This is a genomic window from Streptomyces sp. NPDC059398 (assembly GCF_042751845.1).
GTDB lineage: Bacteria > Actinomycetota > Actinomycetes > Streptomycetales > Streptomycetaceae > Streptomyces.
Map to the genome: position 1 here is coordinate 1 of NZ_JBHYWP010000094.1, position 24,727 is coordinate 24,727.

General features: G+C 71.5%; 17 protein-coding genes. 6 read left to right on the forward strand and 11 right to left on the reverse strand.

The features are described from left to right. Positions 1-157: 157 nt before the first annotated feature. Positions 158-3,844 carry a serine protease gene (locus ACFXBC_RS27390; protein ID WP_385029932.1) on the forward strand — a complete coding sequence of 1,229 codons (3,687 nt, stop codon included), beginning with the start codon at positions 158-160 and terminating at the stop codon, positions 3,842-3,844. Between the two features lie 48 nt (positions 3,845-3,892). Next, positions 3,893-4,846, forward strand: coding sequence for a bifunctional riboflavin kinase/FAD synthetase (locus ACFXBC_RS27395; RefSeq protein ID WP_385029935.1), 954 nt, complete (start codon positions 3,893-3,895; stop codon positions 4,844-4,846). A gap of 32 nt (positions 4,847-4,878) precedes the next feature. On the opposite strand, the gene ACFXBC_RS27400 is transcribed toward ACFXBC_RS27395, so the two are convergent. After that, complete coding sequence (locus tag ACFXBC_RS27400) at positions 4,879-5,844, reverse strand: ArsR/SmtB family transcription factor (protein ID WP_385029938.1); 966 nt, start codon at positions 5,842-5,844, stop codon at positions 4,879-4,881. 59 nt (positions 5,845-5,903) lie between these two features. Here ACFXBC_RS27400 and ACFXBC_RS27405 point away from each other — a divergent pair, with 59 nt between their 5' ends. Next, the gene (locus tag ACFXBC_RS27405) at positions 5,904-7,091 is read left to right on the forward strand and encodes an MFS transporter (RefSeq protein ID WP_385029941.1); all 1,188 of its coding nucleotides are present in this window, start codon (positions 5,904-5,906) and stop codon (positions 7,089-7,091) included. A gap of 162 nt (positions 7,092-7,253) precedes the next feature. On the opposite strand, the gene ACFXBC_RS27410 is transcribed toward ACFXBC_RS27405, so the two are convergent. Beyond that, a complete protein-coding gene (locus ACFXBC_RS27410) occupies positions 7,254-8,183 on the reverse strand; it encodes a helix-turn-helix transcriptional regulator (protein WP_385029944.1) in 930 nt (309 codons plus the stop codon). Positions 8,184-8,352: 169 nt separating this feature from the next. On the opposite strand from ACFXBC_RS27410, the gene ACFXBC_RS27415 reads away from it, so the two are divergent. Continuing rightward, positions 8,353-9,045, forward strand: coding sequence for an SDR family oxidoreductase (locus ACFXBC_RS27415; RefSeq protein ID WP_385029947.1), 693 nt, complete (start codon positions 8,353-8,355; stop codon positions 9,043-9,045). Positions 9,046-9,077: 32 nt separating this feature from the next. On the opposite strand, the gene ACFXBC_RS27420 is transcribed toward ACFXBC_RS27415, so the two are convergent. From ACFXBC_RS27420 to ctaD, 9 genes are all read right to left on the reverse strand, one after another. Next, entirely contained in the window at positions 9,078-10,085 is a 1,008-nt protein-coding gene (locus ACFXBC_RS27420) for an oligopeptide/dipeptide ABC transporter ATP-binding protein (RefSeq protein ID WP_385029950.1), read from the reverse strand. Beyond that, the gene (locus ACFXBC_RS27425; protein WP_385029997.1) at positions 10,082-11,167 is read right to left on the reverse strand and encodes an ABC transporter ATP-binding protein; all 1,086 of its coding nucleotides are present in this window, start codon (positions 11,165-11,167) and stop codon (positions 10,082-10,084) included. Before ACFXBC_RS27425 ends, ACFXBC_RS27420 begins: the two co-directional genes overlap by 4 nt. Further along, positions 11,113-12,018, reverse strand: coding sequence for an ABC transporter permease (locus ACFXBC_RS27430; RefSeq protein ID WP_385029953.1), 906 nt, complete (start codon positions 12,016-12,018; stop codon positions 11,113-11,115). Before ACFXBC_RS27430 ends, ACFXBC_RS27425 begins: the two co-directional genes overlap by 55 nt. After that, positions 12,015-13,085, reverse strand: coding sequence for an ABC transporter permease (locus ACFXBC_RS27435; RefSeq protein WP_385029956.1), 1,071 nt, complete (start codon positions 13,083-13,085; stop codon positions 12,015-12,017). Before ACFXBC_RS27435 ends, ACFXBC_RS27430 begins: the two co-directional genes overlap by 4 nt. A gap of 3 nt (positions 13,086-13,088) precedes the next feature. After that, positions 13,089-14,975, reverse strand: coding sequence for an ABC transporter substrate-binding protein (locus tag ACFXBC_RS27440; RefSeq protein WP_385029959.1), 1,887 nt, complete (start codon positions 14,973-14,975; stop codon positions 13,089-13,091). A gap of 177 nt (positions 14,976-15,152) precedes the next feature. Next, positions 15,153-18,638, reverse strand: coding sequence for an SCO5717 family growth-regulating ATPase (locus tag ACFXBC_RS27445; RefSeq protein WP_385029962.1), 3,486 nt, complete (start codon positions 18,636-18,638; stop codon positions 15,153-15,155). Between the two features lie 310 nt (positions 18,639-18,948). Next, positions 18,949-19,272, reverse strand: a complete 324-nt coding sequence (locus tag ACFXBC_RS27450; RefSeq protein WP_385029965.1) for a DUF397 domain-containing protein — start codon at positions 19,270-19,272, stop codon at positions 18,949-18,951. A gap of 119 nt (positions 19,273-19,391) precedes the next feature. Then, entirely contained in the window at positions 19,392-19,733 is a 342-nt protein-coding gene (locus tag ACFXBC_RS27455) for a hypothetical protein (RefSeq protein ID WP_385029968.1), read from the reverse strand. Between the two features lie 81 nt (positions 19,734-19,814). Then, on the reverse strand, positions 19,815-21,614 hold the full coding sequence (gene ctaD / locus ACFXBC_RS27460; protein WP_385029971.1) for a cytochrome c oxidase subunit I: 1,800 nt from the start codon (positions 21,612-21,614) through the stop codon (positions 19,815-19,817). A 264-nt stretch (positions 21,615-21,878) separates the two neighbouring features. Between ctaD and rpsO the strand changes: the two genes are divergently transcribed. Together rpsO and ACFXBC_RS27470 are read left to right on the forward strand one after the other, a co-directional pair. Next, positions 21,879-22,169, forward strand: coding sequence for a 30S ribosomal protein S15 (gene rpsO, locus ACFXBC_RS27465; RefSeq protein WP_250297433.1), 291 nt, complete (start codon positions 21,879-21,881; stop codon positions 22,167-22,169). Positions 22,170-22,501: 332 nt separating this feature from the next. Then, entirely contained in the window at positions 22,502-24,718 is a 2,217-nt protein-coding gene (locus ACFXBC_RS27470) for a polyribonucleotide nucleotidyltransferase (protein WP_385030000.1), read from the forward strand. Positions 24,719-24,727 lie beyond the last annotated feature (9 nt).

The window sequence follows — 24,727 nt, forward strand, 5'->3', positions numbered from 1 at the left end:
CGCCCGCTCCACGGTCCCCCTCGCAGGGGGTCTCTCCATCGAGGCTCTGCGATTCACTCGTTCGGCCAGGCGCTCGGAGTGAATGCCAGGAGCGCGAGGGGGCGCTTTCGGCCGTTGACCTTCTCCCGGCGATCACCGCGCGCCTACGGTCGGATCCATGGGAAGCGGGGACCGGGAGACGCTGGTACGCATCTGCGATCCGGCGGGACGCCCGAGAGGCACCGGCTTCGTCGCCGATGACCGGGGCACGGTGGTGACCGGCCACGAGGTGATCGCCGGCCTCGAAGGAGCCGTGCTGCACGGTGCGGAGGGCCGGACGTGCCGGGCCGGCGCCGAGGCGTTCACCGCCCTGCCCGGACTGGGGCTGGCCCTGATCCACGGCGGGGACCTCGGCGTACCCCCGCTGCCGCTGGCTGTCCGCGACACGGTCGGGACCGGCACCTATGTACGGGTCGCCGCGCTCGGCTGGCGGGCCGCGCGTGTCCTGGGCGAGACCGCCGTGGAGTATCCGGCGGACGGCCGCGGCCACCGGCTCACCGCTCTGGAGCTGGCGCTCGGCACCCAGGGGAGCGACGCACTCCGCCCCGGCGGCGCCGCAGCGGGCGGGCCCGTCGTGGACGCGTCGACCGGCGCGGTGCTCGGGGTCATCGGCACCGCGTTCCGCGGTGACCGCCCGGCGGCCGGCTTCGCCGTTCCGCTGCGCGGCGCCCCGCTCGCCGCGCTGCTGCGGCGCAACGCGGCGACCGTCCCCGGACACGGCCGCGATCTCAACCTCGCGGGCGTCCTTGAGCTGACCGCCACATCGGTCGGCCCTTGCGGCTCGGCCGGGCTCTGGTACGAGCCGGTCGAGCGGCCCGGTATCGCCGGGGCGCTGGACGGCTTCGACGCGGGCAGCGGCCCTGTCCTCGGCCTGGTCGGCGCCCCCGGCACCGGCCGTACGACGGAACTGGCCGCCCTCGCGGCCCGCCGGGCCCGTGGCGCGGAGCCCGCCCCCACGGTGTGGCTGCGCGGGGCCGATCTGCGCGCCTGCGATGTCTCGGTCGCGGACGCGGTGGCCCGTACGGTCCGGGAGGCCGGGCGGATCGTCGGCGCCGACCGGAGCGGCGGACTGGACCGGGTCACCCCGGAGCGCGTAGCCGGCCTCGCCGCCGCGGCCGGGCAGCCCCTGCTCGTCCTGCTCGACGGTCCGGAGGAGATGGCGCCGCTGCCGGCCGGAGCGCTGCCGGAGTGGGCCGCGGCCACCACGCGCTGGCTGGGTGCGCACGGCGCGCAGATGGTGGTCGCCTGCCGCCCCGAGTACTGGGAGCAGGCGGCCGGACTCCTCGGCCCGAGGGGCGCGGAGTGCGTCAGGATCGGGGACCTGCCGCCCCGCGAGGCCGAGCGGGCCCGGCAGCGCTACGGCATCCCCGAGGGAATGCTCGCCCCGCAGGACGCCGGCCATCCGCTCACGCTGCGGATGCTCGCCGAGGTACGGGCCGCCGTCCCCGAGGGGCTGGACGGCAGGCCCGCCCGCGAGGACGTGTTCACCGCCTACCTGGACCTGCTCTGTCTGCGCACCGCCGTACGGATCGCGGCCACCCGGCGCCCCGCACCCCGGGGCACGGAGGTGCGCCGTCTGGCCGCCGCGGTCTCGGGCCGGGTGCACGAGGCGGCGCGGCGCTGTCTGGGGCCGGGGCAGGGGGAGCTGGACCGGGCCTCCTTCGAGGAGCTGTTCCCGTGGCGTACGGGGTGGGCGTCGGCCGTGCTGACCGAGGGCCTGCTGACCCCGGCAGGGGCCGGGTACCGCTTCGCGCACGGCGAGCTGGCCGACTGGGTGCAGGGCGAGCACCTCGATGTGGACGGCGCGCTCCACACGCTGGTGCACCGGAGTGCGGGGGAGCCCACCGCCGATGGGACCACCCGTCTCCCGGAGCGGGCGGACGCCGGGCCCCCGGCGCAGCGCCCACCGACCGTGCCCCGGCACCGGGCGGCGCCGGTGGTCCAGGCGCTGCTGCTGCTCGGACGCCGCCACGGCGCCCATGAACTGGGGCGCAGGCTCCGCGACTTGACCGAGGCGCTGGACCGGATGCAGGGCCGGCCCACCGGGCCGCGGGCGGCGCGGCCCGCGGAGGCGGGCCCCGGCGCGGAGCGGACGCCGACCGTGCCCCGGCAGGCGGGGTGCGCCCCATCGGAACGCCCGGCGCGCACCCTGGCCCCTTCCGCCCCCGGCCCGGCCACATCGGCTGCGACAGTCTGCGACGGACCGTCCGGGCCGCCGCACCGGACATCTTTCCCGGACGGGCCGCCGGTGTCCGCCGGGCCGCTCACCGACCCGGAGTGGTGGGCCGCGCGGCTGCTCGCGGACGTCCTGCTGCGCATCCCGGACGCCCGCCCCTACATCGGTGTACTGCGGCTCCTCGCCGACCGGATCACGCTGCTGTCCGTCCGGGCCGGCGGTCCGCGCGGGCTGGGCGGATTCCGTACCTTCGACAGTGTGTTCTGGGAGCGGCTGCGGATCGGCGAGAGCCAGCGGCTCGACCTGCTGCGGCGGCTGGTGCCCGCGGACGGGGTGCCCGGCGAGCGGACCGCCGACCGCTATCTGGACGCCGCAGCCCGGCGCCTCGCCGCCGAGCCCCGGACCGTACAGCCGCTGCTGTGCCGCTGGTTCGGCGACGAGCGGGTGCTGCCGTCCGACGACCACGCCGAACTGCGGCCCACCGTGGCCGGGGCCGCGCAGGCGCTGCTGTACACCCGGCGGGGGCTGGCCGTGGACGACCTCGCCGAGGCGCTCGTCGCCACCAGCCACCCCCGCGCCGACGAACTGCTCGCCGCGCTCGCCGAGGACGAGACGTCCGCGCTCTGCCGCGCCGTGGACCGCTGGGCGCACGACGACCGGCCCGAGCGCCGGGCCGCCGCCGCCCGCCAGGCCGCACGGGCCGCCGTGCACGCCGGAACCGGCCCCGACCGCGAGCTGCTGCGATATGCGGCGCTGGCCCTGCTCGCCCGCCCCGGTGACACGGCGCTGCACGGCCCCGCCCTGGCCCTGCTCATCGGCGACCCGCAGAGCCGCGCCCGTCATCTGCCGCGCGCCCTGGCCCTGTTCGAGTCCGGCGGGCCCCAACTGCCCGCCGCCGCGCTCGCCACCGCCCTGCCCACCCACCCGGGACCCGTGTTCGCCGCCTTCGAGGCCGCCCTTCGGGCACGGCCCGGCACGGCGGGCCCGGTGCTCAGCGCACTCGCCCAGGTCAGCGACCCCACCCCCGCCCGCCGGGCCGCCGCCCTCGTCCATGAGTACGTCGACCGCCACCCGGCCGGCGCGGTGCACGCGGCAGCGTTCGTCGACCGCCGCCTGGAGGACGGCCCGGCCGCCCGCGCTGTCCTCTTCCCGCTGGTCACCGGCTTGTTGCGAGGCCGCCCCAGCTCTGTACGCGCGGCCCTCGCCCCGGTGCTCGCCGCGCCCGGCGGCCAGGGCTCGCGTGCGATGCGGGCCGAGCTGCTCGACGTACTCCTGGAGTACGAGCGGTACGAGGCCAGGGACGGTACGGCCGTGCTGGAGGCCCTGGTGCGGGCCGCTGCCGACGGTGCGGGCCGCCGCGCCGGACCACGGACCCGCGATCTGGTCCACCGTGCGGGACTGCTGCTGGCCCGTACGCCCGACGGTGCGGCCCTCCTCGACCGGCTGCTGGCCGAACTGTGCGCCCGGACACCCCTCTTCGCGGGACAGCTCGCCGACTGGCTGGCCCGTGCACCGCAGGAGTGGGCCGTCGTCGCCGGCCCCGCCGCCCGGCTCGCGGCCGGGAAGCCGGCGGCCCCGATGCCGATGCACGCCGCGAGCGCCGGACATGGCAGTCTTAGACCTGCGTAACTGCAGGGCATTGATCATGTACACGGGTTCGGGCGAGGAGCGGTCTCAGTGCAGCGCTGGCGTGGCTTGGAGGACATTCCCCAGGACTGGGGACGCAGCGTCGTCACCATCGGGTCCTACGACGGGGTGCACCGCGGCCATCAGCTGATCATCGGGCGGGCCGTGGAGCGCGCGCGTGAGCTGGGCGTTCCCTCGGTGGTCGTCACCTTCGACCCGCACCCCAGCGAGGTCGTGCGCCCCGGCAGCCACCCCCCGCTGCTCGCCCCGCACCACCGGCGCGCCGAGCTGATGGCGGAGCTGGGTGTGGACGCCCAGCTGATCCTCCCCTTCACGGCCGAGTTCTCGAAGCTGTCGCCCGCCGACTTCATCGTGAAGGTCCTGGTCGACAAGTTGCACGCGCGCGCCGTCATCGAGGGCCCCAACTTCCGCTTCGGACACAAGGCGGCCGGAAACGTCGGCTTCCTCGCCGAGCTGGGCGCGACCTACGACTACGAGGTCGACATCGTGGACCTCTCGGTGAGCGGCGAGGCGGGCGGCGGCGAGCCGTTCTCCTCCACCCTGACCCGCCGTCTGGTCGCCGAGGGCGACATGACGGGCGCGGCCGAGATCCTGGGCCGCCCGCACCGCGTCGAGGGCGTGGTGGTCCGCGGCGCACAGCGCGGCCGGGAGCTGGGCTTCCCCACGGCGAACGTCGAGACGCTCCCGCACACCGCGATCCCGGTGGACGGCGTGTACGCGGGATGGCTGACCGCGGACGGCGAGCGGATGCCCGCGGCGATCTCGGTCGGCAGCAACCCCCAGTTCGACGGCAGCGAACGCACCGTGGAGGCGTACGCCATCGACCGCGTCGGCCTGGACCTGTACGGCATGCATGTCGCCGTGGACTTCCTCGCCTATGTGCGCGGCATGGAGAAGTTCGACACGATCGACGCGCTCCTGGTGGCCATGGCGGACGATGTGAAGCGCTGCCGGACCCTCATCGAGGCGTACGAGTCGCACTGACCGGCTGACGCCGCGGTGAGCACCAGGGATGCTCATGTCCCGGCCGCCACCAGCACGTTCCCTGCCGCCGTCCGGCAGTAGAGCACGGACCGCCCGGCCCGCCGTCTGAACACCAGTCCGGCTTCCAGCAGGATCCTGAGGTGGCGGCCCACCGAGCCCAGCGCCTGACCCGAGAGCGCGACCAGCTGGGTCGTGCTCTTCGGGGTGTCGAGCAGCAGCAGAACGCCCGCTCGGCCGGTGCCCAGCAGGCTGCCGAGCGCCCCGGGTGCGGGCGCCCGCGCCGGCTCCGAGAGCCCGCCCGTACAGGGGTAGACGGCGGCGAAGCGGTGCGGCCTCTCCCATGCGACCCAGCCGCTGCACCCGCTGGCCGGCGCGAACAGCAGCTGCGCCCCCGAGATCTCCTGCGGCTCATAGGCCCCGTGGTTGACCCTTAGCCGTCCTTCGCCCAGCCAGCGCATTCCCGGCCGGATGTCGTCGAGCGCCGCCGCCCAGCCGCCCTGGGTGAGCAGCCGGGTACGCGCCAGGATGTCCGCCTCGAAGAGGCGCCGCCGCCGGGCCCAGTACGGCAGGACGGTCTCCGTCCACACCCACTCCAGGAGGCCGGCCGCCCGGTCCGGCAGGTCGTCCCGGTGCAGGGCGGCGGGCAGCCGTCCGCCCGCGCCGAAGGCCAGGTCGTATCTGGCCTCGGCCGGCGGGGTCGCGCGTACCCCGGCCAGCTCGCGGTGGAAGTCCGACTCGTCCTCGGCCGGTGGGGTGGGCGACAGGAAGTCGGCGATCCAGTGCGGCCGCAGACCGGTCCGCACCAGCAGGCGGGTGACCGGATCCGCGGCCAGCAACTCCTCGTAGGCCGGGCGGTGCGCGGCCAGCCAGGACTGCTCACCGGGATGCCCGGTCCGACCCGACTCCAGCATCACCAGACAGGCGAAAGCCTCACTGAACTGCGAGATCACAAACCGGCTGCGGGCCAGTGTGTCCGCGTCGATGATCCAGAGCCCCATGTTTCGCCTCCCGGCGAAAGATTATTCGCAGCCGCCCGCGCACGGTCAGAATCCGGCGCATGCGCACCTACCGACAGCTCTTCGCGGCAAGGGAGTTCACCCCGCTCTTCGTCTCCGTCTCGCTCCTGTCCGTGGCCTCCACCGTCAGCGGTATCGCCCTCGCCTCGCTGGTCTTCTCCGCCACCCACTCGCCGCTGTTCGCCGCGCTGAGCATGTTCGGGGGCTCCTTCGCGCAGGTCATCGGCGCCGTGGCACTGCTCTCCGCCGCGGACCGGCTGCCGCCCCGGGCCGCCGAGACCGGCCTCGCCGCGATCGCCGGCGTGGGCACCGCCGTCCTCGCGCTGCCGGGGCTACCGCTCCCGGCCACCTTCGCGGTGCTGTTCGGGCTGGGCCTGACCGGTTCGGTGGGCGGCGGGGTGCGCTACGGGCTGCTCGCCGAGATCCTTCCCGGTGAGGCCTACGTCCTGGGGCGCTCGGCGCTGAACATGTCGGTCGGGGCCACACAGATCGCCGGGTTCGCGGTCGGCGGGGTGCTGGTCACCGCGCTCTCGCCGCGCGGCACACTGCTCGTCGCCGCCGCACTGGCCCTGACCGCGGCGGCCGTCGCGCTCGGCGGGCTGAGCAGCCGGCCGCCCCGGTCGGCGGGCCGCCCGTCGGTCCGGGAGACCTGGCGGGTCAACCGGCTGATCTGGTCGTCCGCGCAGCGCCGTTCCGTCTACCTCGCGCTCTGGGTGCCCAATGGGCTGATCGTCGGCTGCGAGTCGGTCTTCGTGCCCTACTCGCCCCGGCACGCGGGGCTGCTGCTCGCGGTCGCCGCGTGCGGGATGCTGGCAGGGGACATGGCGGCCGGCCGGCTCGTACCGCCGCGGTGGCGGCCCCGGCTCGCCCTCCCGCTGCTGCTCCTGCTCGCCACGCCCTACCTGGTCTTCGCGGCCCGGCCGGGGCTGCCGCTCGCGGTGACCGCCGTCGTGGCAGCCTCGGCCGGATACGCGTCGAGCCTGGTCCTGATGGAGCGTCTGGTGGAGCTGACGCCGGATGAGATCCAGGGCCAGTCGCTCGGCCTGCACACCTCGGGGATGCTCACCCTCCAGGGGGTGGGGGCCGCTCTCGCGGGCGCAGTGGCCCAGCACACATCGGCGGCGACAGCCATGGCGGTGATGGGCGCGGCGTCCCTCACCGTGTCAATGGCCCTGGTGCGGGGGCTGCGGGCCCCGGCGCGGGCGGCGCCGGTGCGGCCGGCCCCCTGACCGCACCGGCGCACCAGCTCGGTGGCCAGGCACGGGCAACTCAGCGATCGCAGCAGCCGTGGCGCAGGCGAAAGGTGAAGGGCCACGCGCAGGAGGTGCCGAAGAGAAGATCCGGGACAGCGGGGGTTCTCCGCTGGGCAGCCACCTCATGAACGGGTGAGGTCAGCGGGGCGGGCGGACCGGTTCCGAGGATGGGGGCTGCGGCGCTGTCCAACTGGCGAGAAGTCTGAGGCGGTCCTCCGAGGGGGTGCCCGGCTCGGCCGTGTAGACGGTCAGGTCGTGGACGGCCCGTTGAGGCAGGGGCAGGTTCAGGGAGCGGAAGGTCATCTCCAGGCGGCCGACTTCGGGATGGTCCAGCCGCTTGACGCCTTCGTGATGGATCCGGACGTCGTGACTGGCCCACATGGTGCGGAAGTCGGGGCTGAGCGTGGACAGTTCGCCGACGAGCTCACGCAGGGCCCGGTCGTGGGGTTCGCGTCCGGCTTCGGCGCGGAGCACCGCGACCGTGGCCCTCGCGCCTTCCTCCCAGTCGACGAAGTAGTCGGGGGAGCCGGGGTCGAGGAAGAAGTAACGGGGGAAATTGGCGCAGCCCCGCTCGCCGGTGGTGTCGCTGTCGAACATCGGTGAGTACAGCGCCCTGCACAGCGCGTTGCTCGCGACGATGTCCAGATGCCCGTTGCGTACGAAGGCGGGGGCCATGGTCATGGAGTCCACCATCCACTGGACGGAGGACGGGATCTCGACGTCCTTGCGGCGGTGCGACCTGCGGCGGGCCGGGCGAGCCGCTCTGGCCAGAGCGAGCAGGTAGGTGCGCTCGTCCTCATTGAGCCGCAACGCCTGCGCGACCGCTTCCAGCACGTCCTCGGAGACGCCGCTGATGTGGCCCTTCTCCAACCGCGTGTACCACTCGGTGCTCACACCGGCGAGGGCCGCGACCTCCTCGCGCCGGAGGCCCGGAACCCGGCGTCGTCGGCTGGTGGGCAGCCCGACCCGCTCCGGGGCGAGCTTGGCGCGCCGGCTGATGAGGAAGTCACGGATGTCCGAGCGGTTGTCCGTGCGACTCCCGGTGTGGTGTCCGGGCGTAGGTTCCATGCGCCCACCGTACCCACGGTCCGGCCGACAGAGAGAGGTTGTGTTTATACCCCCCATAAACGCGGCCTTGCCCGCCTTCGACGGCGCCGGTTTCGTGGGGTCGGCGGACGTGAACGGCGCTCCTTCCTCGCCGTCCGCCGACCCCCATCCACGCTTCAGGAGCATGACCATGACGAGCAAGACCGTACTGATCACCGGCGCGACCAGCGGTATCGGCGCCCACACCGCGCGGTTGCTCCTCGACCGCGGCCACCGCGTGGCCGTCACCGGCCGTAACGAGAGCAGGCTGAAGGCGTTCCTCGACGAGGCCGGTCACCCCGACCGTCTGCTGGGCCTGGTCGCGGACGCGGCGGACTGGCAGGCCACCGAGTCGGCCGTTACCCGTACCGTGGCGCATTTCGGTGTCCTTGACGCGGCGGTGGCCAACGCCGGATTCATGTCCGGTGACTCCATCGGGGCAGGCGACCCGACGCTGTGGTCGCCCATGGTCCTCACCAACGTCCTCGGTCCCGCGCTGCTGGCCCACGCCACCCTGCCCCACCTCGAAGCCACCGGCGGACGGCTGGTGCTCATCGGCAGCGTCGCCGGGCTGAAGAACTCTTCCGCCAATCTCTACTCGGCCACCAAGTGGGCCACCACCGGACTCGCCGAGAACCTGCGCCTGCACGCGACGACCCGCGGCATCGGTGTCACTCTCGTCAACCCCGGCATGATCGACACCCCCTTCTGGCAAGGCGCCGACGTTCCCCCCTTCGCCCTGCCTCCCCAGCCCATCGCCGAGGCCATCTGCTTCGCCCTCGACCAGCCGACGGGCGTCGACCTCAACACCCTGACCATCCGGCCCCTGGGCCAGCCCGTCTGACAGCGCTCGGTTGTCACACCACGCCGCTCGCCTCAGGACGCCGGTACCGGACCCGCCGTCTTCATCGCCGCCGCCCAGTGGCACGCCACCGCGTCATCGCCGCTGCCCGCGAGCACCGGAAGGTCCTCCGTACGGCAGGCGTCGGCGACCCCCGCCCGCTCGGCCTCGCCCGAGGCGAGGATGTGGCAGCGGGCGTGGAACCGGCACCCGGGCGGCACCCTGGACGGGTCCGGCGGCTCGCCCGTGAGCACCACCGGCTCCGTCGTGGCGTCCGGCATCACCGACAGCAGCGCCTGGGTGTAGGGGTGCTGGGGCGCCGTGAGGATCCGGTCCACGTCGCCCGTCTCCACGATCCGGCCGAGATACATCACGGCGACCCGGTCGGCGATGTTCCAGGCGAGTCCCAGGTCATGGGTGACGACCAGCGCCGACAGGCCCAGCTCGTCCCGCAGCCGCAGCAGCAGGGCGAGGATCTCACCGCGCACGGACGCGTCGAGCGACGCCACCGGCTCGTCCGCCACGATGAGTTCGGGATCGAGCACCAGCGCCCCCGCGATCACCACCCGCTGGCGCTGACCGCCCGACAGCTCGTGCGGATACTTCAGAAAGAACCGCTCGGGCGGCCGCAGCCCCGCCCGGGAGAGCGCCCCGGACACCGCGTCCCGCTCGTCACCCGTGAACCCGTGGATCCGCAGCCCCTCCGCCACCGCCTCGTACACGGTGTGCCGCGGGTTCAGCGAACCGCTCGGGTCCTGGAGCACCAGCTGGACGCGCTTGCGGTACGCCTTGAGTGCGCGGGCCGAGAGGTCCAGCGGCTCGCCCCCGAAGGCGACCTCGCCCGACGTCGGTTTCACGAGTCCGAGCAGCGCACGGGCGAGCGTCGACTTGCCGCACCCCGACTCGCCGACCAGGGCCACGATCTCGCCGGGCCGGATGTCGAGGTCCACGCCGTCGACGGCGCGCGCAGGGGAAGCCCCGCGCCGGCCGGGGAAGGCCACCTCAAGCGCGGTGGTGCTGAGCAGGGGAGGAGGGGTGGTCATGAGGTGCTCCTTGTTTCCTCGGCACCGGGCTCGGCGGCCGGACCGGCACTGGCGTCGGGTGCCGCGGCAGCGCCCGGCTCCACGAGCAGACAGGCCGCCTGCCGTCCCGGCCCGGCGTCCCGCAGCTCCTGCCCGGCGGTCGCGCACGCGTCCAGCGCCACCGGGCAGCGCGGATGGAACGTACAGCCCGAAGGCAGCGCCGCCGGGTCGGGCGGGTCACCGGGCAGCCCGCGCGGGGCGCGCCGGGAAACCGGGTCGCCGATGCGCGGGAAGGCCCCGGAGAGCGCGGCGCTGTACGGGTGCGCCGCGGCGGTGAAGACCTGCTGCGCCGGGCCCTCCTCAACGATCCGGCCCGCGTACATCACGGCGAGCCGGTCGCAGGTGTCGGCCAGCACCGCGAGGTCATGACTGATCATCAGCAGGCTGATGTCCTGGTCCGCGACCAGCTGCTCGATGAGCCGCAGGATCTGGGCCTGGATCATCACGTCGAGCGCGGTGGTCGGCTCGTCGGCGACGATCACCTGGGGGTCGCAGGCCAGCGCCATCGCGATCATCACGCGCTGCCGCTGCCCGCCGGACAGCTCGTGCGGATAGGCGTCGGCCCGCGCCGCGGGCAGCCCCACCTGCTCCAGCAGCCCCCGGGCCCGCCTGCGTGCCTCCGCCGGAGTCGCCTGACGGTGTACGAGCAGCGGCTCCGTGATCTGGTCGCCGATCCGGTGCACCGCGTTGAGGGAGTGCATCGCACCCTGGAAGACGATCGAGGCGCCCGCCCACCGGACGGCCCGCAGCCGCCCCCACTTCATGGTGAGGACGTCCTCGCCGTCGAGCAGGATCTCGCCGCTCAGCTTCGCCGATGCGGGCAGCAGCCGCAGCAGCGCCAGCGCCAGCGTCGACTTCCCGCACCCGGACTCACCGGCGATCCCGAGCTTCTGCCCGGCGCCCACGGTCAGGTCCACCCCGCGCACCGCGGGCACGGCCGACGCCCCCGATCCATAGGTGACCTTCAGGTCCCTGATTTCGAGCAGGCTCAACGTCCCACCCCCAGCCTCGGGTTGAGCACGGCCTCCACGGCGCGGCCGCAGAGGGTGAAGGCGAGCGCGACGAGCGCGATGGCGATCCCGGGCGGCGCCAGATACCACCAGTGCCCCGAGGAGACCGCGCCCGCCTCGCGCGCGTCCTGGAGCATGCCGCCCCAGGAGATCACCGTCGGATCCCCGAGACCCAGGAAGGCCAGGGTCGCCTCGGTGAGGATCGCGTTGGAGATGCCCAGCGTCGTCTGGGCGAGCACCAGCGGCACCACATTGGGCAGCACGTGCCGGGTCATCACATGGCTGTGACCTCCGCCGAGCGCGCGGGCACGTTCGATGTACGGACGGGACTCCACGGCGATGGTCTGCGCGCGCACCAGCCGCGCGGTCGTCGGCCAGGAGGTGACGCCGATCGCCAGGATCACCGTCCAGACCGAGTGGTCGAGCACGGTGGCCAGCACGATCGCAAGCACCAGGGTCGGCATCACCAGGAACCAGTCGGTGATCCGCATCAGCACGGTCGCGAACCAGCCGCCGAAGTGCCCGGCGATGATCCCGACCAGGGTGCCGATGGCCACCGAGAGGGCCGCGGCCAGCAGCCCGACGGTCAGTGAGATCCGCGCCCCCCAGACCAGCAGCCCGAGCACGGAGCGCCCGAACTGGTCGGTGCCGAGCGGGAACCGCCCGCTGGGCGACTCCAGGGGCGAGCCCGGAGCCCGGGTCACACTGTGCACGTCACCGCCGACCAGCAGCGGCGCCGCCACGGCGATCAGCGCGATGAGGACCAGCCCCGCCAGCCCGATGACCCCGGCCCGGTGGGTGCGGTACTGCTGCCAGAAGCGGGCCACCGACGCACGCTTCCTGGCGCGGGCGAGCGAGCCCGCCGTCGGTTGTGCGGTCGTCATCGGCCCACCCTGGGATCGAGCAGCGGATAGAGCAGATCGGCGAGTACGTTCATCACGATCATGGCCCCCGCGAAGACCACGAAGAGGCCCTGCACCAGCGGAAGGTCCGGCACGCTGAGCGCCGAGTAGAACAGCCCGCCGACACCGGGCCAGGAGAAGACCGTCTCGACGAGGATCGAACCGGCGGCCACCTGGCCGAAGTTGATGAAGATCATGGTGACGGTCGGCAGCAGCGCGTTGGGCACCGCGTGACGGCGGCGTACGAGATCGTCCCGCAGCCCCTTGGCCCGCGCCGTCGTCAGATAGTCGCTGCCCATCTCGTCGAGGAGCGAGGAGCGCATGACGAGCAGCGTCTGCGCGTAACCCACCGCGACGAGCGTGATCACGGGTAGCACCATGTGGTGCGCGATGTCGGTGACGTACGCGAGACCGGACAGGCCGCCGGACTCCATACCGCCGGTCGGGAACATCCCGGGGATCGGCCCGACCCCCACCGAGAAGACGATGATCAGCAGCAGCCCGAGCCAGAACGACGGCACCGACCAGAGCGTCAGTGCCACACCGGTCGAGATCTTGTCGCCGAGCCGGCCGTTCCGCCAGGCGGAGCGGGTGCCCAGCCAGAGACCGAGCGCACAGTGGATGACCACGGCGACGCCCGTGAGCAGCAGCGTCGCGGGAAGCTTCTGAGCGATCAGATCGGTGACGGGGGCGTGGAACTGGTACGAAGTGCCGAGGTCCCCGGTGAGCGCCTTGGAGCAGTACTGCGTGAACTGCTGCCACACCGGCAGATCGAGCCCCAGCTGCTTGCGGAGCTCCAGGAGCTGGGCGTGGCTGACCGCACGCCCGTGCGTCATCGTACGGACCGGGTCGCCCGGAATGATCCGGAAGAGGAAGAAGCTGGTGACCAGAACGGCGAGCAGCGAGACGGCCGCGCCGCCCAGCTTGCCCGCCACATACAGCAGATACGCGGTCGCGTTGCGGGTGCGAGGGCCGGACGGCCCGGTCTTGACCTCGACCGGGCCGTCCGCCGCACCCTCCGCGAGCGGAGTGGTGCTAGCAGCGCTCATGGGTTATTCACGGTCTTCCGCTGTGGAACGGCGGCGCAGGGCGACAAAGCCTCCGAGCCCGATCACGACGACAGCCGCCACGATGCCGATGACGAGCCCCGTCGAGGAACCCGACGACTTCGAGGCGCTGTGGTCGGCCGGGACCGCCGACCACCAGCTCCAGTAGCCGTCCTGGCCCCAGATGTTTCCCGCCGCCAGGGGCATCGTGTCGATGGACTTGATCTGGTCGGTACGGTATGCCTCGACCGCGTTCGGGTATGCCATGACATTCATGTACCCGGTGTCGTACAGCCGTGATTCCATCTGCTTGACCAGATCAGCCCGTTTGGCGGTGTCGTACTCCTGGGCCTGCCGGGCGTACAGGCTGTCGTACTTCTTGTCGCAGATGAAGGTGTCGGTGGAACCGGTGTCCTTCGGGGTGCTGGGCCGCGCCGCGCAGGTGTGGATGGACAGTACGTAGTCCGGGTCGGGGTTGACCGAGTAGCCGTCGAAGGCCAGGTCGTACTGGCCGGCCAGCTCGGGGTCGGTGACGTTGTCGACGCACGACATCGTGAGGCCGATGCCCAGCTTCCCGTACCACTCCTTCATGTACTGGCCGACGGCCTTGTCCTCCGGGGCGGTGGCATGGCAGAGCAGCCGGAGGTTCAGGGGCTTGCCGTCCTTGCCGACCCGCTTGCCCGCGCCGTTCTTCCGGTAGCCCGCCTCGTCGAGGAGCTTGGCCGCTCTGGCCGGGTCGTAGCTGATCTGCTGGCTCGCCGACGGCTTCCAGACGTAGTCCTTGAAGCGCGGCGGGATGTATCCGGCGCCCTGGACGGCGTGTCCCTGGAAGACCTTGTCGACGATGGTCCGGGTGTCGGTGGCGGCGAACAGAGCCTGGCGTACCCGCCTGTCCTGGAGCGCCGGGTTGCCGTTGCCGAACTTCGTCCCGTCCTTGGCCTGGGCGCCCGGGTTGACGGCGAGTGAGTAGAAGCGCCGGCCCGGGGCGTCGTTGACCTTGATGTTCTTCTCGGACTTCAGGGCTGCCGCCTGGGCCGGGGTGAGGCCCTGGACGAAGGAGACCTCGCCCTTCTCCAGGGCCGCCACGGCCGCGTCGTTGTCCTTGTAGTACTTGAGGTCCAGCTCGTCGAACTTGGGGGCGCCCCGCCAGAAGGTCTTGTTCGGCTTGAACTTCAGATACTGGTCGACCTTGTAGTCGGTGAGGATGAACGGACCGTTGCCGACGACCGGGAACTTCTTGTCGTTGTTGAACTTCGAGAAGTCCTTGACACTCTCCCAGACGTGCTTGGGCACGATCGGTACGTCGAGCGCGGTCATCGTCGCCTGAGGCTTCTTCAGCTGGACGACCAGGGTCTGCGGGTCGGGCGCCGTCACCTTCTTGAAGTTCGCGGTGAAGTTGCCGTTGGCGGTGGCCGCCGCCGGGTCCGTCATCATCTTGTTGAACGTCCACGCCGCGTCGTCGGCGGTGGCCTGCCGGCCGTCCGACCACGTGGAGTTCTTCCGGATGGTGAAGGTCCAGGTCAGCTTGGAGGCCGACGGCTTCCACGAAGTGGCGAGACCGGGGACGGTGTGGCCGTCCTTGACGTCATAGTTCGTCAGGTAGTCGTACATCAGGCGCAGCGCCGTGGTGGAGACCAGGCGCTGGGCGAGGAACGGACTCATCGAGTCGACGCTCTGGTTGACGGCGATGGTGAGGACCTTCTTGCCGCCGGAGCCCTGGTCGGCTCCGGATGCGGAAGGTGCCTTGGCCGTGGCGGCGTGGGCCTGTTGGGGGGCCGGGTTCAGCGGGGTCGCGGCGGCGGCCGCCAGGGCGAGGGCGGTCGCGCCGGTGGCCAGAAGCAGACGGGAACGGGAACGGTGCCGGATTGTGCCGGTCGGAACTCTTCTGTCCATGGGCGTTGACCTCGCGTCAGGGTGAATCATGGAGTCGCCAGCTGGTGAAGCGAAGGTTTATCAGCGGTGGTTTAGACATGTCAACGGTCGTCAAGACCGCGCCTGGTCTGCGCAAATGGCTGAAGGCCCGCACCGTTCGCACGGTGCGGGCCTTCAATGGTCTATACCCTTATGGCCTTACTGCCGGGAGGCCGGCGGTGCCTGCGGGGGCGGCTGCTGCGGCCATCCGGCGGGTGGCACAAAGCCTCCCGGCTCCGGCTGACCGGGCTGACCTGGGTCTCCCGGCTGCTGCGACGGAGGCTGTGGCTGCCCCGGCTGCTGCGGCCAGGGCTGCCCCGGCGCCACCGGCTGTCCGTGCTGTGCCGGCTGGCCCTGCTGCCCCTGCCCGGGGTGGCCCTGGCTGTGCAGGCCCTGGCCCTCGGGGTCCGCGGGGCCGGGCTGGGCGGGGTGCTGCCAGCCCTGCTGCTGCGGCGGATAGGGCTGCCGGCCGTCGCCGTAGGGCTGCTGCGCCCCTTGCGGACCCTGGGGGGCCTGAGGCGTCCGGGGTGCGTACGGCTGCTGCACGCCGGGCATCGGCGGCGGCATGTGCGGAGGCGCGCTCTGGCCGTTGCCGGTCCACAACCCCTGGGCCTGCTGGGCGCGTTGGAAGTCCTCGGCGACCAGGGCTGAGAGGTTGAAGTACGCCTCGCGGGTCTTCGGCCGCATCATGTCCAGGTCGACCTCGGCACCCGCCGACAGATGCTCGTCGAACGGTACGACGACGACGGCGCGGCACCGGGTCTCGAAGTGCTGCACGATGTCGTCGACCTTGATCATCTTGCCGGTCTCGCGGACCCCGGAGATCACCGTGAGCGAGCGCCCCACCAGCTCCGCATAGCCGTGCGCCGAGAGCCAGTCGAGCGTGGTGCTCGCGCTGGACGCGCCGTCGACGGACGGGGTGGAGACGATGATCAGCTGGTCGGCGAGGTCGAGCACGCCCCGCATCGCGCTGTAGAGCAGACCCGTACCGGAGTCGGTCAGGATCACCGGGTACTGCTTGCCCAGGACGTCGATCGCCCGGCGGTAGTCCTCGTCGTTGAACGTGGTGGAGACGGCGGGGTCCACGTCGTTGGCGATGATCTCCAGACCGGAGGGCGCCTGCGAGGTGAACCGCCGGATGTCCATGTACGAGTTGAGATACGGGATCGCCTGGACCAGGTCACGGATGGTGGCCCCGGTCTCCCGCCGTACCCGCCTGCCGAGCGTTCCGGCGTCCGGGTTGGCGTCGATCGCCAGGATCTTGTCCTGCCGTTCGGTCGCCAGCGTGGCACCCAGCGCGGTCGTGGTGGTGGTCTTGCCGACACCGCCCTTGAGGCTGATGACGGCGATCCGGTAGCAGGAGAGGACCGGTGTCCGGATGAGTTCGAGCTTGCGCTGCCGCTCGGCCTCCTCCTTCTTGCCGCCGAGCTTGAAGCGCGAGGCGCCGGCCGGGCCGCTGCGCGTGCTCTTCGTCTTCTGCTTGTTGCGGATCAGCCGGTCGGACGACAGCTCGACAGCGGCCGTGTACCCCAGCGGCGCACCGGGAACGGAACGCTCCCGCTGGTCGTGGGCGACGGGCTGCGGCCACCCCGTTCCGGTACGGGGATCGACCGGGGCGGCAGGCTGTTGCGGGTCCTGGGCCTGCGGGTTCTGGGCCCGCGGGTCCTGGGGCTGCTGGTTCTGCGCCTGCGGGTCCTGTGGCGCGGGAACTCCCGGGCCGCCGGTGGCGCCGGGCTGCGGGAAGCCGTAACCGGACGCGGGGTGCGGCGGCTGCTGCGGAGGCTGTCCGGGCTGGTGGGGCTGCGGGAATCCGTAACCGGCCTGCCCCTGCGGTGCGCCCTGCTGCTGCGGGAATCCGTAACCGCTCTGCGGCGGCTCGGGTGTCCGGGGAGCCTCTGGTGCCTGGGGCAACGGCTGCGGCGCGGATTCCGGCCGGTGCTGCTGGGGGAATCCGTAACCGGGCTGTGGCTGCTGCTCCGGCGCGGGCTGGTGGGGGGCCTGCTGGGGAAACCCGTAACCGGGCTGCGGCTGCTGCGGCGCGGGCCGGCCGGGGGCCTGGTGCGGGAATCCGTAACCGGCCTGCCCCTGCGGAACCTGACCCTGCGGAGGCTGAGCCGGGGGTGGTGTACCGGGCGTCTGCTGCTGCGGCTGGGAGGGGCGCGGGAAGCCGTAACCGCCACCCGGCGCACCGGCCGGCTGGGCGCCCTGCGCGGGCCAGGCCGCCGGGGGAGCGGCAGGATCGCCCGGCGGCGGGCCCTGCTGGGGCGTCCCGGGGTACGGCTGTGACTGGTCGGCGCTCGGTGTGCTCACCGGCCACTGGGAAGCGGGCGGCGGCGCAGCGGGCTGGAACGCGGGCGGCAGCGGCGGGAGTTCACCCTGCGGCTGCCCGGCAGGCGTGGGCGACCAGGGGCGGGCGGGCGCCGGAGGAGCATCCTGCGGCTCCGCGTCGTCCGGAGTGTGCGGAGGTACCGCGTCACTGGGCGTGGGTACGGCGTCGGACGGCTCGTCGGCAGACCCGGCCGCTGCTCCGGACCCGGCCACGGACCCGGAACCACTCCGGTCACCGGTGCCGCGCGGAGCTCCGGGTACGTCGAACGAGGCGGCGACATCCGCGAAGGCATCGGACCGATAGGAGCCGGGAGCCCCGGCCGGAGCCCCGGTCGGCGGTGCGGGCGTGCTCTTCTGCTCGGTGGCCGGAGAGGTCCCCGGCCGCTCCCGGGCGGCCTTCGCGGCTGCTTCGAGCTTCTCGAACTCGCGCTTCAGCGCGGCGGGGGAGAACTTCATGGTGGCTCCGCTCTCCACATCACCTCCGCCCAGCGCCTCGGCCGCCTTCTCGGGCTCGGCCTCCGGAGCAGCCGGTTCCGGCTCCGCCTTCCGCTCCGGTTCCGGCTCCGGAACGTCCGGCGCGAGGGGCGCGGACGGGGGCGCGGGCTCGGATACGGACGCGGGCTCAGCCTCCGTCTCGGTCTCCATCTCGGCCTCAGGCTCAGCCTCCGGCTCGGGCTTGGACTCGAACCGGCGCCTGGCCTCGGCGGCGGACTTCCCGACGGACTTCCCGACGGACTCCGCCACCGACCCCGAACCGGATCCCGGCCCGGCTTCCGCTCCGTCCTCCGCATCGGGGCCCGGCCCGTCTTCGGCATCCGATGCCGACCCGTACGAGAACCCGTACGGAGACATACGCTCCGTCCCGTACCCGGACTTCCGCTTCGGCTCAGGAGTCCCGCCCGATGCCTGCTCCTTGTCCCGCCCGGAGACCGCGTCCGCTTCGGGCGCCGCGCCGGTGCCCGGCCCAGCCGGTACAGCCGGTCCGGCCCCGGGCTCCGTCTCCGGGCGCGGCGTCGGGCTCCAGTTGGGCTGGAAGCCGCCGGTCAGTGGCAGCCCCGGCACAGCCGCGGGCCCGCCGACGGGACCGGTCGGCGGGGCCTGCGGCGGCGGAGGCGGCTGACGCACCGGCGGAGCGGCACCGGGCGGCGGCGCGGCCGGCGCTGCCTCCTGGGCCTGGGCGTCCGACGCGTTCTGCGTGTACCAGGCAGGAGGGGTGTAGTCGATGGTGAACTCACCCGTCCCGGCGGGATCCGCGTCGGACTGATCGTCGACGGGCGTGTTCGGTCCCCCGCGAATCTCGTCCCGATCGCTGTTCACAATGCCTCCCGCTGGTGTGCTCTAGCACCCTCGTGCCGTAGTGGATGGGGGGCGACCGTTGTCGTCCGATCCGCCTGGCTCTCCCCGTGAGGACGCGAGCAGCCCGCTTGCGGGATATGGCCCGCGCCCCCGTCCAGCCTAATCACCCTTCGTACCGGCACGGCATGACGGAGTGCGCCGGGCGACGTGACCTTTACGTCAAGAGGCGCCCGGAGAAGGACCAGTTGCGCCACCACACATCGGCCATAACGGAAGGAAGGTCCCCAAATCCCCCTGCCCACCCCTCCGTCCGGCGCCCCTGCGCCTGCGCCTACTCCGTGGCGCTCGTGAGCCCGCCGTTGTGCGGCGCGGGCTCCAGGTCGAATTCACCGTCCCGGGCGCCCAGCACGAAGGCGCGCCACTCCGCTTCCGTGTACCGCAGCACCGTTCCGTGGTCCAGGGAGGACCTCATGGCGACGGCGCCGTCCGGCAGATACGCGATCTCGACCCGCTCCTCGTGCTCCGAGGTGCCGGGCGCGCCCTGCCACTCGACACCGGAGATGTCGAGGGCGTAGAGCTCTTCCTTCTCGCGTTCCTTACGGTCCTTGTCCTGACGGTCCTTGTCCTGACGGTCCTTGTCCTGTGCGTCAGCCATGGCTGCCGAGTCCCTTCACCACGTACGAACGAGCTGAACGCCCAGCCTACTTGGCGGGACGGGCCCTGATCAGGGGTTCCGGACGACGTGGATCCGGCGTGATACAGGGCCCGGCGCGGTCACCGGCTGAGCAGGGTGATCGCCGTACAGGTGCCGCTCACCGCACCGACCGCCATCACCGTCAGCGACACACAGCGCCTCTTCAACTGCTCGTAGCGCGCCGTGTACTCGCCGCGCAGCTCGGCCGCCCGGTCGGAGATCCGCACCAGTACGGCCCGCGAGACGGCCACGCGGTCGGCCGCGTAGAGGCGTTCCACGTCCTCCCGCTGCGCGGTGGTCAGCCAGGGCAGCTGGCCGGCGAAGAGGGCCGCCTGCCGGCGGGCCTCGTCCATCTCCGCGCTCCACAGCAGATAGCCCTCGATCCGCACGAGACCGCGTGCGGTGTCCTCGTCGGCTGTCACGCCTCCTCCTCCGCCGTTCCTGCCACCGGGCTTTCCTTCCCCCCTCTGGGCTGCCGCCGCCGGACCAGCCACCGGCGCGGGCTACGCGTCCCCTGTGCCCGTACCCGTGCCCGTGCCAGTGCCGGTACCGGGGGAAGAGGCGCCCGCCGAGTGGCCCGCTGCTTCGAGGGCGTTGATCGCGGGGTAGTGGAGGTCGAAGGCCGGGGATTCGGAACGGATCCTCGGGAGGGTCGTGAAGTTGTGCCGGGGCGGCGGGCACGATGTCGCCCATTCGAGCGAGCGGCCGTAGCCCCACGGGTCGTCGACCAGGACCTTCCTGCCGTACTTGGCCGTCTTCCAGATGTTGTAGAAGAACGGCAGCAGCGAGAGCCCCAGCAGGAAGGAGCTGATGCTCGAAATGGTGTTCAGCGTGGTGAAGCCGTCAACGGCCAGGTAGTCCGCGTACCGCCGGGGCATACCCTCCGCGCCCAGCCAGTGCTGTACCAGGAACGTCCCGTGGAAGCCCACGAACAGCGTCCAGAAGTTGATCTTGCCAAGCCGCTCGTCCAGCATCTTGCCGGTGAACTTCGGCCACCAGTAGTAGAACCCGGCGAACATCGCGAAGACCACCGTCCCGAACACCACGTAGTGGAAGTGCGCGACCACGAAGTACGAGTCCGAGACATGGAAGTCCATCGGCGGGGAGGCCAGGATGACGCCGGTCAGGCCGCCGAAGAGGAACGTGACCAGAAAGCCGATCGCCCAGAGCATCGGTGTCTCGAACGACAGCGAGCCGTGCCACATCGTGCCGATCCAGTTGAAGAACTTCACCCCGGTCGGCACCGCGATCAGGAAGGTCATGAAGGAGAAGAACGGCAGCAGCACACCACCGGTGACATACATGTGGTGCGCCCACACCGTCACCGAGAGCCCCGCGATGGAGATCGTGGCCCCCACCAGACCGATGTAGCCGAAGACCGGCTTGCGGGAGAACACCGGAATGATCTCGGTGACGATCCCGAAGAACGGCAGCGCGATGATGTAGACCTCCGGATGCCCGAAGAACCAGAACAAGTGCTGCCACAGCAGGGCGCCGCCGTTGGCCGCGTCGAAGACATGGGCGCCGAACTTCCGGTCCGCCTCCAGCGCGAGCAGGGCGGCGGCCAGCACCGGGAAGGCGAGCAGCACGAGCACGGCGGTCAGCAGCGCGTTCCACACGAAGATCGGCATACGGAACATCGTCATGCCGGGGGCGCGCATGCAGATGATCGTGGTGATGAAGTTGACCGAGCCGAGGATCGTGCCGAAGCCCTGGAAGGCCAGACCCATGATCCACAGGTCCGCGCCGACTCCGGGGGAGCGGATCGTGCTGGTCAGCGGGGAGTACGCGAACCAGCCGAAGTCGGCGGCCCCGTCCGGGGTGAGGAAGGCGCCCATGACGATCAGCGCACCGAACAGATACAGCCAGTAGGCGAAGAGATTCAGCCGGGGGAACGCCACATCGGGCGCCCCGATCTGCAGTGGCATGATCCAGTTGGTGAAGCCGATGAACAGTGGCGTCGCGAACATCAGCAGCATGATCGTGCCGTGCATCGTGAAGGCCTGGTTGTACTGCTCGTTCGACACGATCTGGGTACCCGGCCGCGCCAGTTCCGCACGCATCAGGAGCGCCATCACGCCGCCGATGCAGAAGAAGGCGAACGATGTGACCAGATACATCGTGCCGATCGTTTTGTGATCGGTCGTGGTCGCCCAGCTGACGATGACGCTTCCCGGACGCCTGGGGCGTGGCGGTACCTCGCTGTCGTACTCGCCATCGGACGTGGGTGAATCCTCGGTGGCCCTCGTGGTCACTGTGGTGCTCCTGCTGCTGTGGTCGCGCCCCGACGGGCTGGACAGCACAGGAGCATGGCGCAGCTCACACCGAAGGGATCCGATGCGGTGTGGCGTGGCGCGCGGCATGAGCCGTTCGGGTGTACGGGAGGGGCCGGGGGTGACGGGCCGGCCGACTCGGAAAGGCTGATACGCTGTGTGACGGCCGTCTGTGTACGCGCCTCCGGATGCCCGGAGGCTGCGCCCAGCGGACCCCGCCTCCCGAGTTACGGAAGTTCCCCAGCGTATTCGACCTGGGGCACTCGGTGGCCTGAAGACTCACGAGGAGTACGCGTGTCGCTCGACGCCGCTACGAAGAAGCAGATCATGACCGAGTTCGGCCAGAAGGAAGGCGACACCGGTTCCCCCGAGGTCCAGGTCGCCATGCTCTCGCGCCGCATCTCGGACCTGACCGAGCACCTCAAGATGCACAAGCACGACCACCACTCCCGCCGGGGTCTGCTGATCCTCGTCGGCCAGCGTCGCCGCCTTCTCCAGTACCTGGCGAAGAAGGACATCCAGCGCTTCCGTGCGCTGGTCGACCGCCTCGGCATCCGCCGCGGTGCGGCCGGCGGCGCCAAGTAAGAACGTTGTGCGAGGGAGCGGGCCCCATTTCCTGGGGACCGCTCCCTTTGCCGTACGTGCTGCGGATGCTGTACGTGCGCGATCCGGGCCGCGCTCAGTAACCTGAGTGTGCATGCCGCCGCGGTGAGGAACACCGCGCGGCAGGAAACATCGCAGTACCGAACGAGGGGAAGCGCCCTCCAGCCGCCGCCGGTCCTCGGTAGTGGCGCCCGGGAAACATCACCCGGGTGCTTCGATCGAAGACCGGCCCCGCAACCATGGAGCGCTTCTCCGCCCCGTTCCCCGCCACACGGGCTGGGGGACGAAAGACGACGAGTATGGAGAAAACGCTAGTGGAGAACGAGACCCACTACGCCGAGGCCGTTATCGACAACGGAACCTTCGGCACCCGCACCATCCGCTTCGAGACGGGCCGCCTCGCCAAGCAGGCTGCCGGCTCCGCCGTGGCGTACCTGGACGACGACACCATGGTGCTGTCGGCCACCAGCGCGTCCAAGAAGCCCAAGGACCAGCTCGACTTCTTCCCCCTCACGGTGGACGTCGAGGAGCGGCAGTACGCGGCCGGCAAGATCCCCGGCTCCTTCTTCCGCCGCGAGGGACGCCCCTCCGAGGACGCGATCCTCACCTGCCGTCTGATCGACCGGCCGCTGCGCCCCTCCTTCAAGAAGGGCCTGCGCAACGAGATCCAGATCGTCGAGACGATCATGGCTCTCAACCCCGACCACCTGTACGACGTGGTCGCGATCAACGCCGCCTCCTGCTCCACGCAGCTGGCCGGCCTGCCCTTCTCCGGCCCGATCGGCGGCACCCGCGTCGCCCTGATCAAGGGCCAGTGGGTCGCCTTCCCGACCCACACCGAGCTTGAGGACGCCGTCTTCGACATGGTCGTCGCGGGCCGCGTGCTCGACGACGGCGACGTCGCGATCATGATGGTCGAGGCCGAGGCCACCGAGAAGACCATCCAGCTCGTCAAGGACGGCGCCGAGGCCCCGACCGAAGAGGTCGTCGCCGCCGGTCTCGAAGCCGCGAAGCCCTTCATCAAGGCGCTCTGCAAGGCCCAGTCCGACCTCGCCGCCAAGGCCGCCAAGCCCACCGGCGACTTCCCGGTCTTCCTCGACTACCAGGACGACGTCCTGGAGGCGCTCACCGCCGCGGTCAGGACCGAGCTCGCCAAGGCGCTCACCATCGCCGGCAAGCAGGAGCGCGAGGCCGAGCTGGACCGCGTCAAGGAGATCGCCGTCGAGAAGCTGCTCCCGAAGTTCGAGGGCCGCGAGAAGGAGATCTCCGGCGCGTACCGCGCGCTGACCAAGTCCGTCGTGCGCGAGCGCGTCATCAAGGACAAGGTCCGCATCGACGGCCGCGGCGTCACGGACATCCGTACGCTCGCCGCCGAGGTCGAGGCCATCCCGCGCGTGCACGGCTCGGCGCTCTTCGAGCGTGGCGAGACGCAGATCCTGGGCGTCACCACCCTCAACATGCTCCGCATGGAGCAGCAGCTGGACACCCTCTCCCCGGTGACCCGCAAGCGCTACATGCACAACTACAACTTCCCGCCGTACTCCGTCGGTGAGACCGGCCGCGTGGGCTCGCCCAAGCGCCGCGAGATCGGCCACGGAGCGCTCGCCGAGCGCGCCATCGTGCCGGTGCTGCCGACGCGCGAGGAGTTCCCGTACGCGATCCGCCAGGTCTCCGAGGCGCTGGGCTCCAACGGCTCGACGTCCATGGGCTCGGTCTGCGCCTCCACCATGTCTCTGCTGAACGCCGGTGTGCCCCTCAAGGCCGCCGTCGCCGGTATCGCCATGGGCCTCATCTCGCAGGAGATCGACGGCAAGACGCACTACGTCGCCCTCACCGACATCCTCGGTGCGGAGGACGCCTACGGCGACATGGACTTCAAGGTCGCCGGTACGAAGCAGTTCGTGACCGCGCTCCAGCTCGACACCAAGCTCGACGGCATCCCCGCCTCGGTCCTGGCCGCCGCGCTGAAGCAGGCCCGTGACGCGCGCCTCCACATCCTCGACGTGATGAACGAGGCCATCGACGTCCCGGACGAGATGTCCCCGAACGCCCCGCGGATCATCACCGTCAAGATCCCGGTGGACAAGATCGGTGAGGTCATCGGCCCCAAGGGCAAGATGATCAACCAGATCCAGGAGGACACCGGCGCCGACATCACGATCGAGGACGACGGCACCATCTACATCGGTGCCCAGCAGGGTTCGCAGGCCGAGGCCGCGCGCACCACGATCAACTCGATCGCCAACCCGACCATGCCGGAGGTCGGCGAGCGCTACCTGGGTACGGTCGTCAAGACCACCACCTTCGGTGCGTTCGTGTCGCTCATGCCGGGCAAGGACGGCCTGCTGCACATCTCGCAGATCCGCAAGCTCGCCGGCGGCAAGCGTGTGGAGAACGTCGAGGACGTGCTCGCGGTCGGCTCCAAGGTCCAGGTCGAGATCGGCGAGATCGACTCCCGCGGCAAGCTCTCCCTCGTCCCCGTCATCGAGGGCGAAGAAGTGGACGAGAAGAAGGACGACACCGAGAAGTGACGTCCCGCA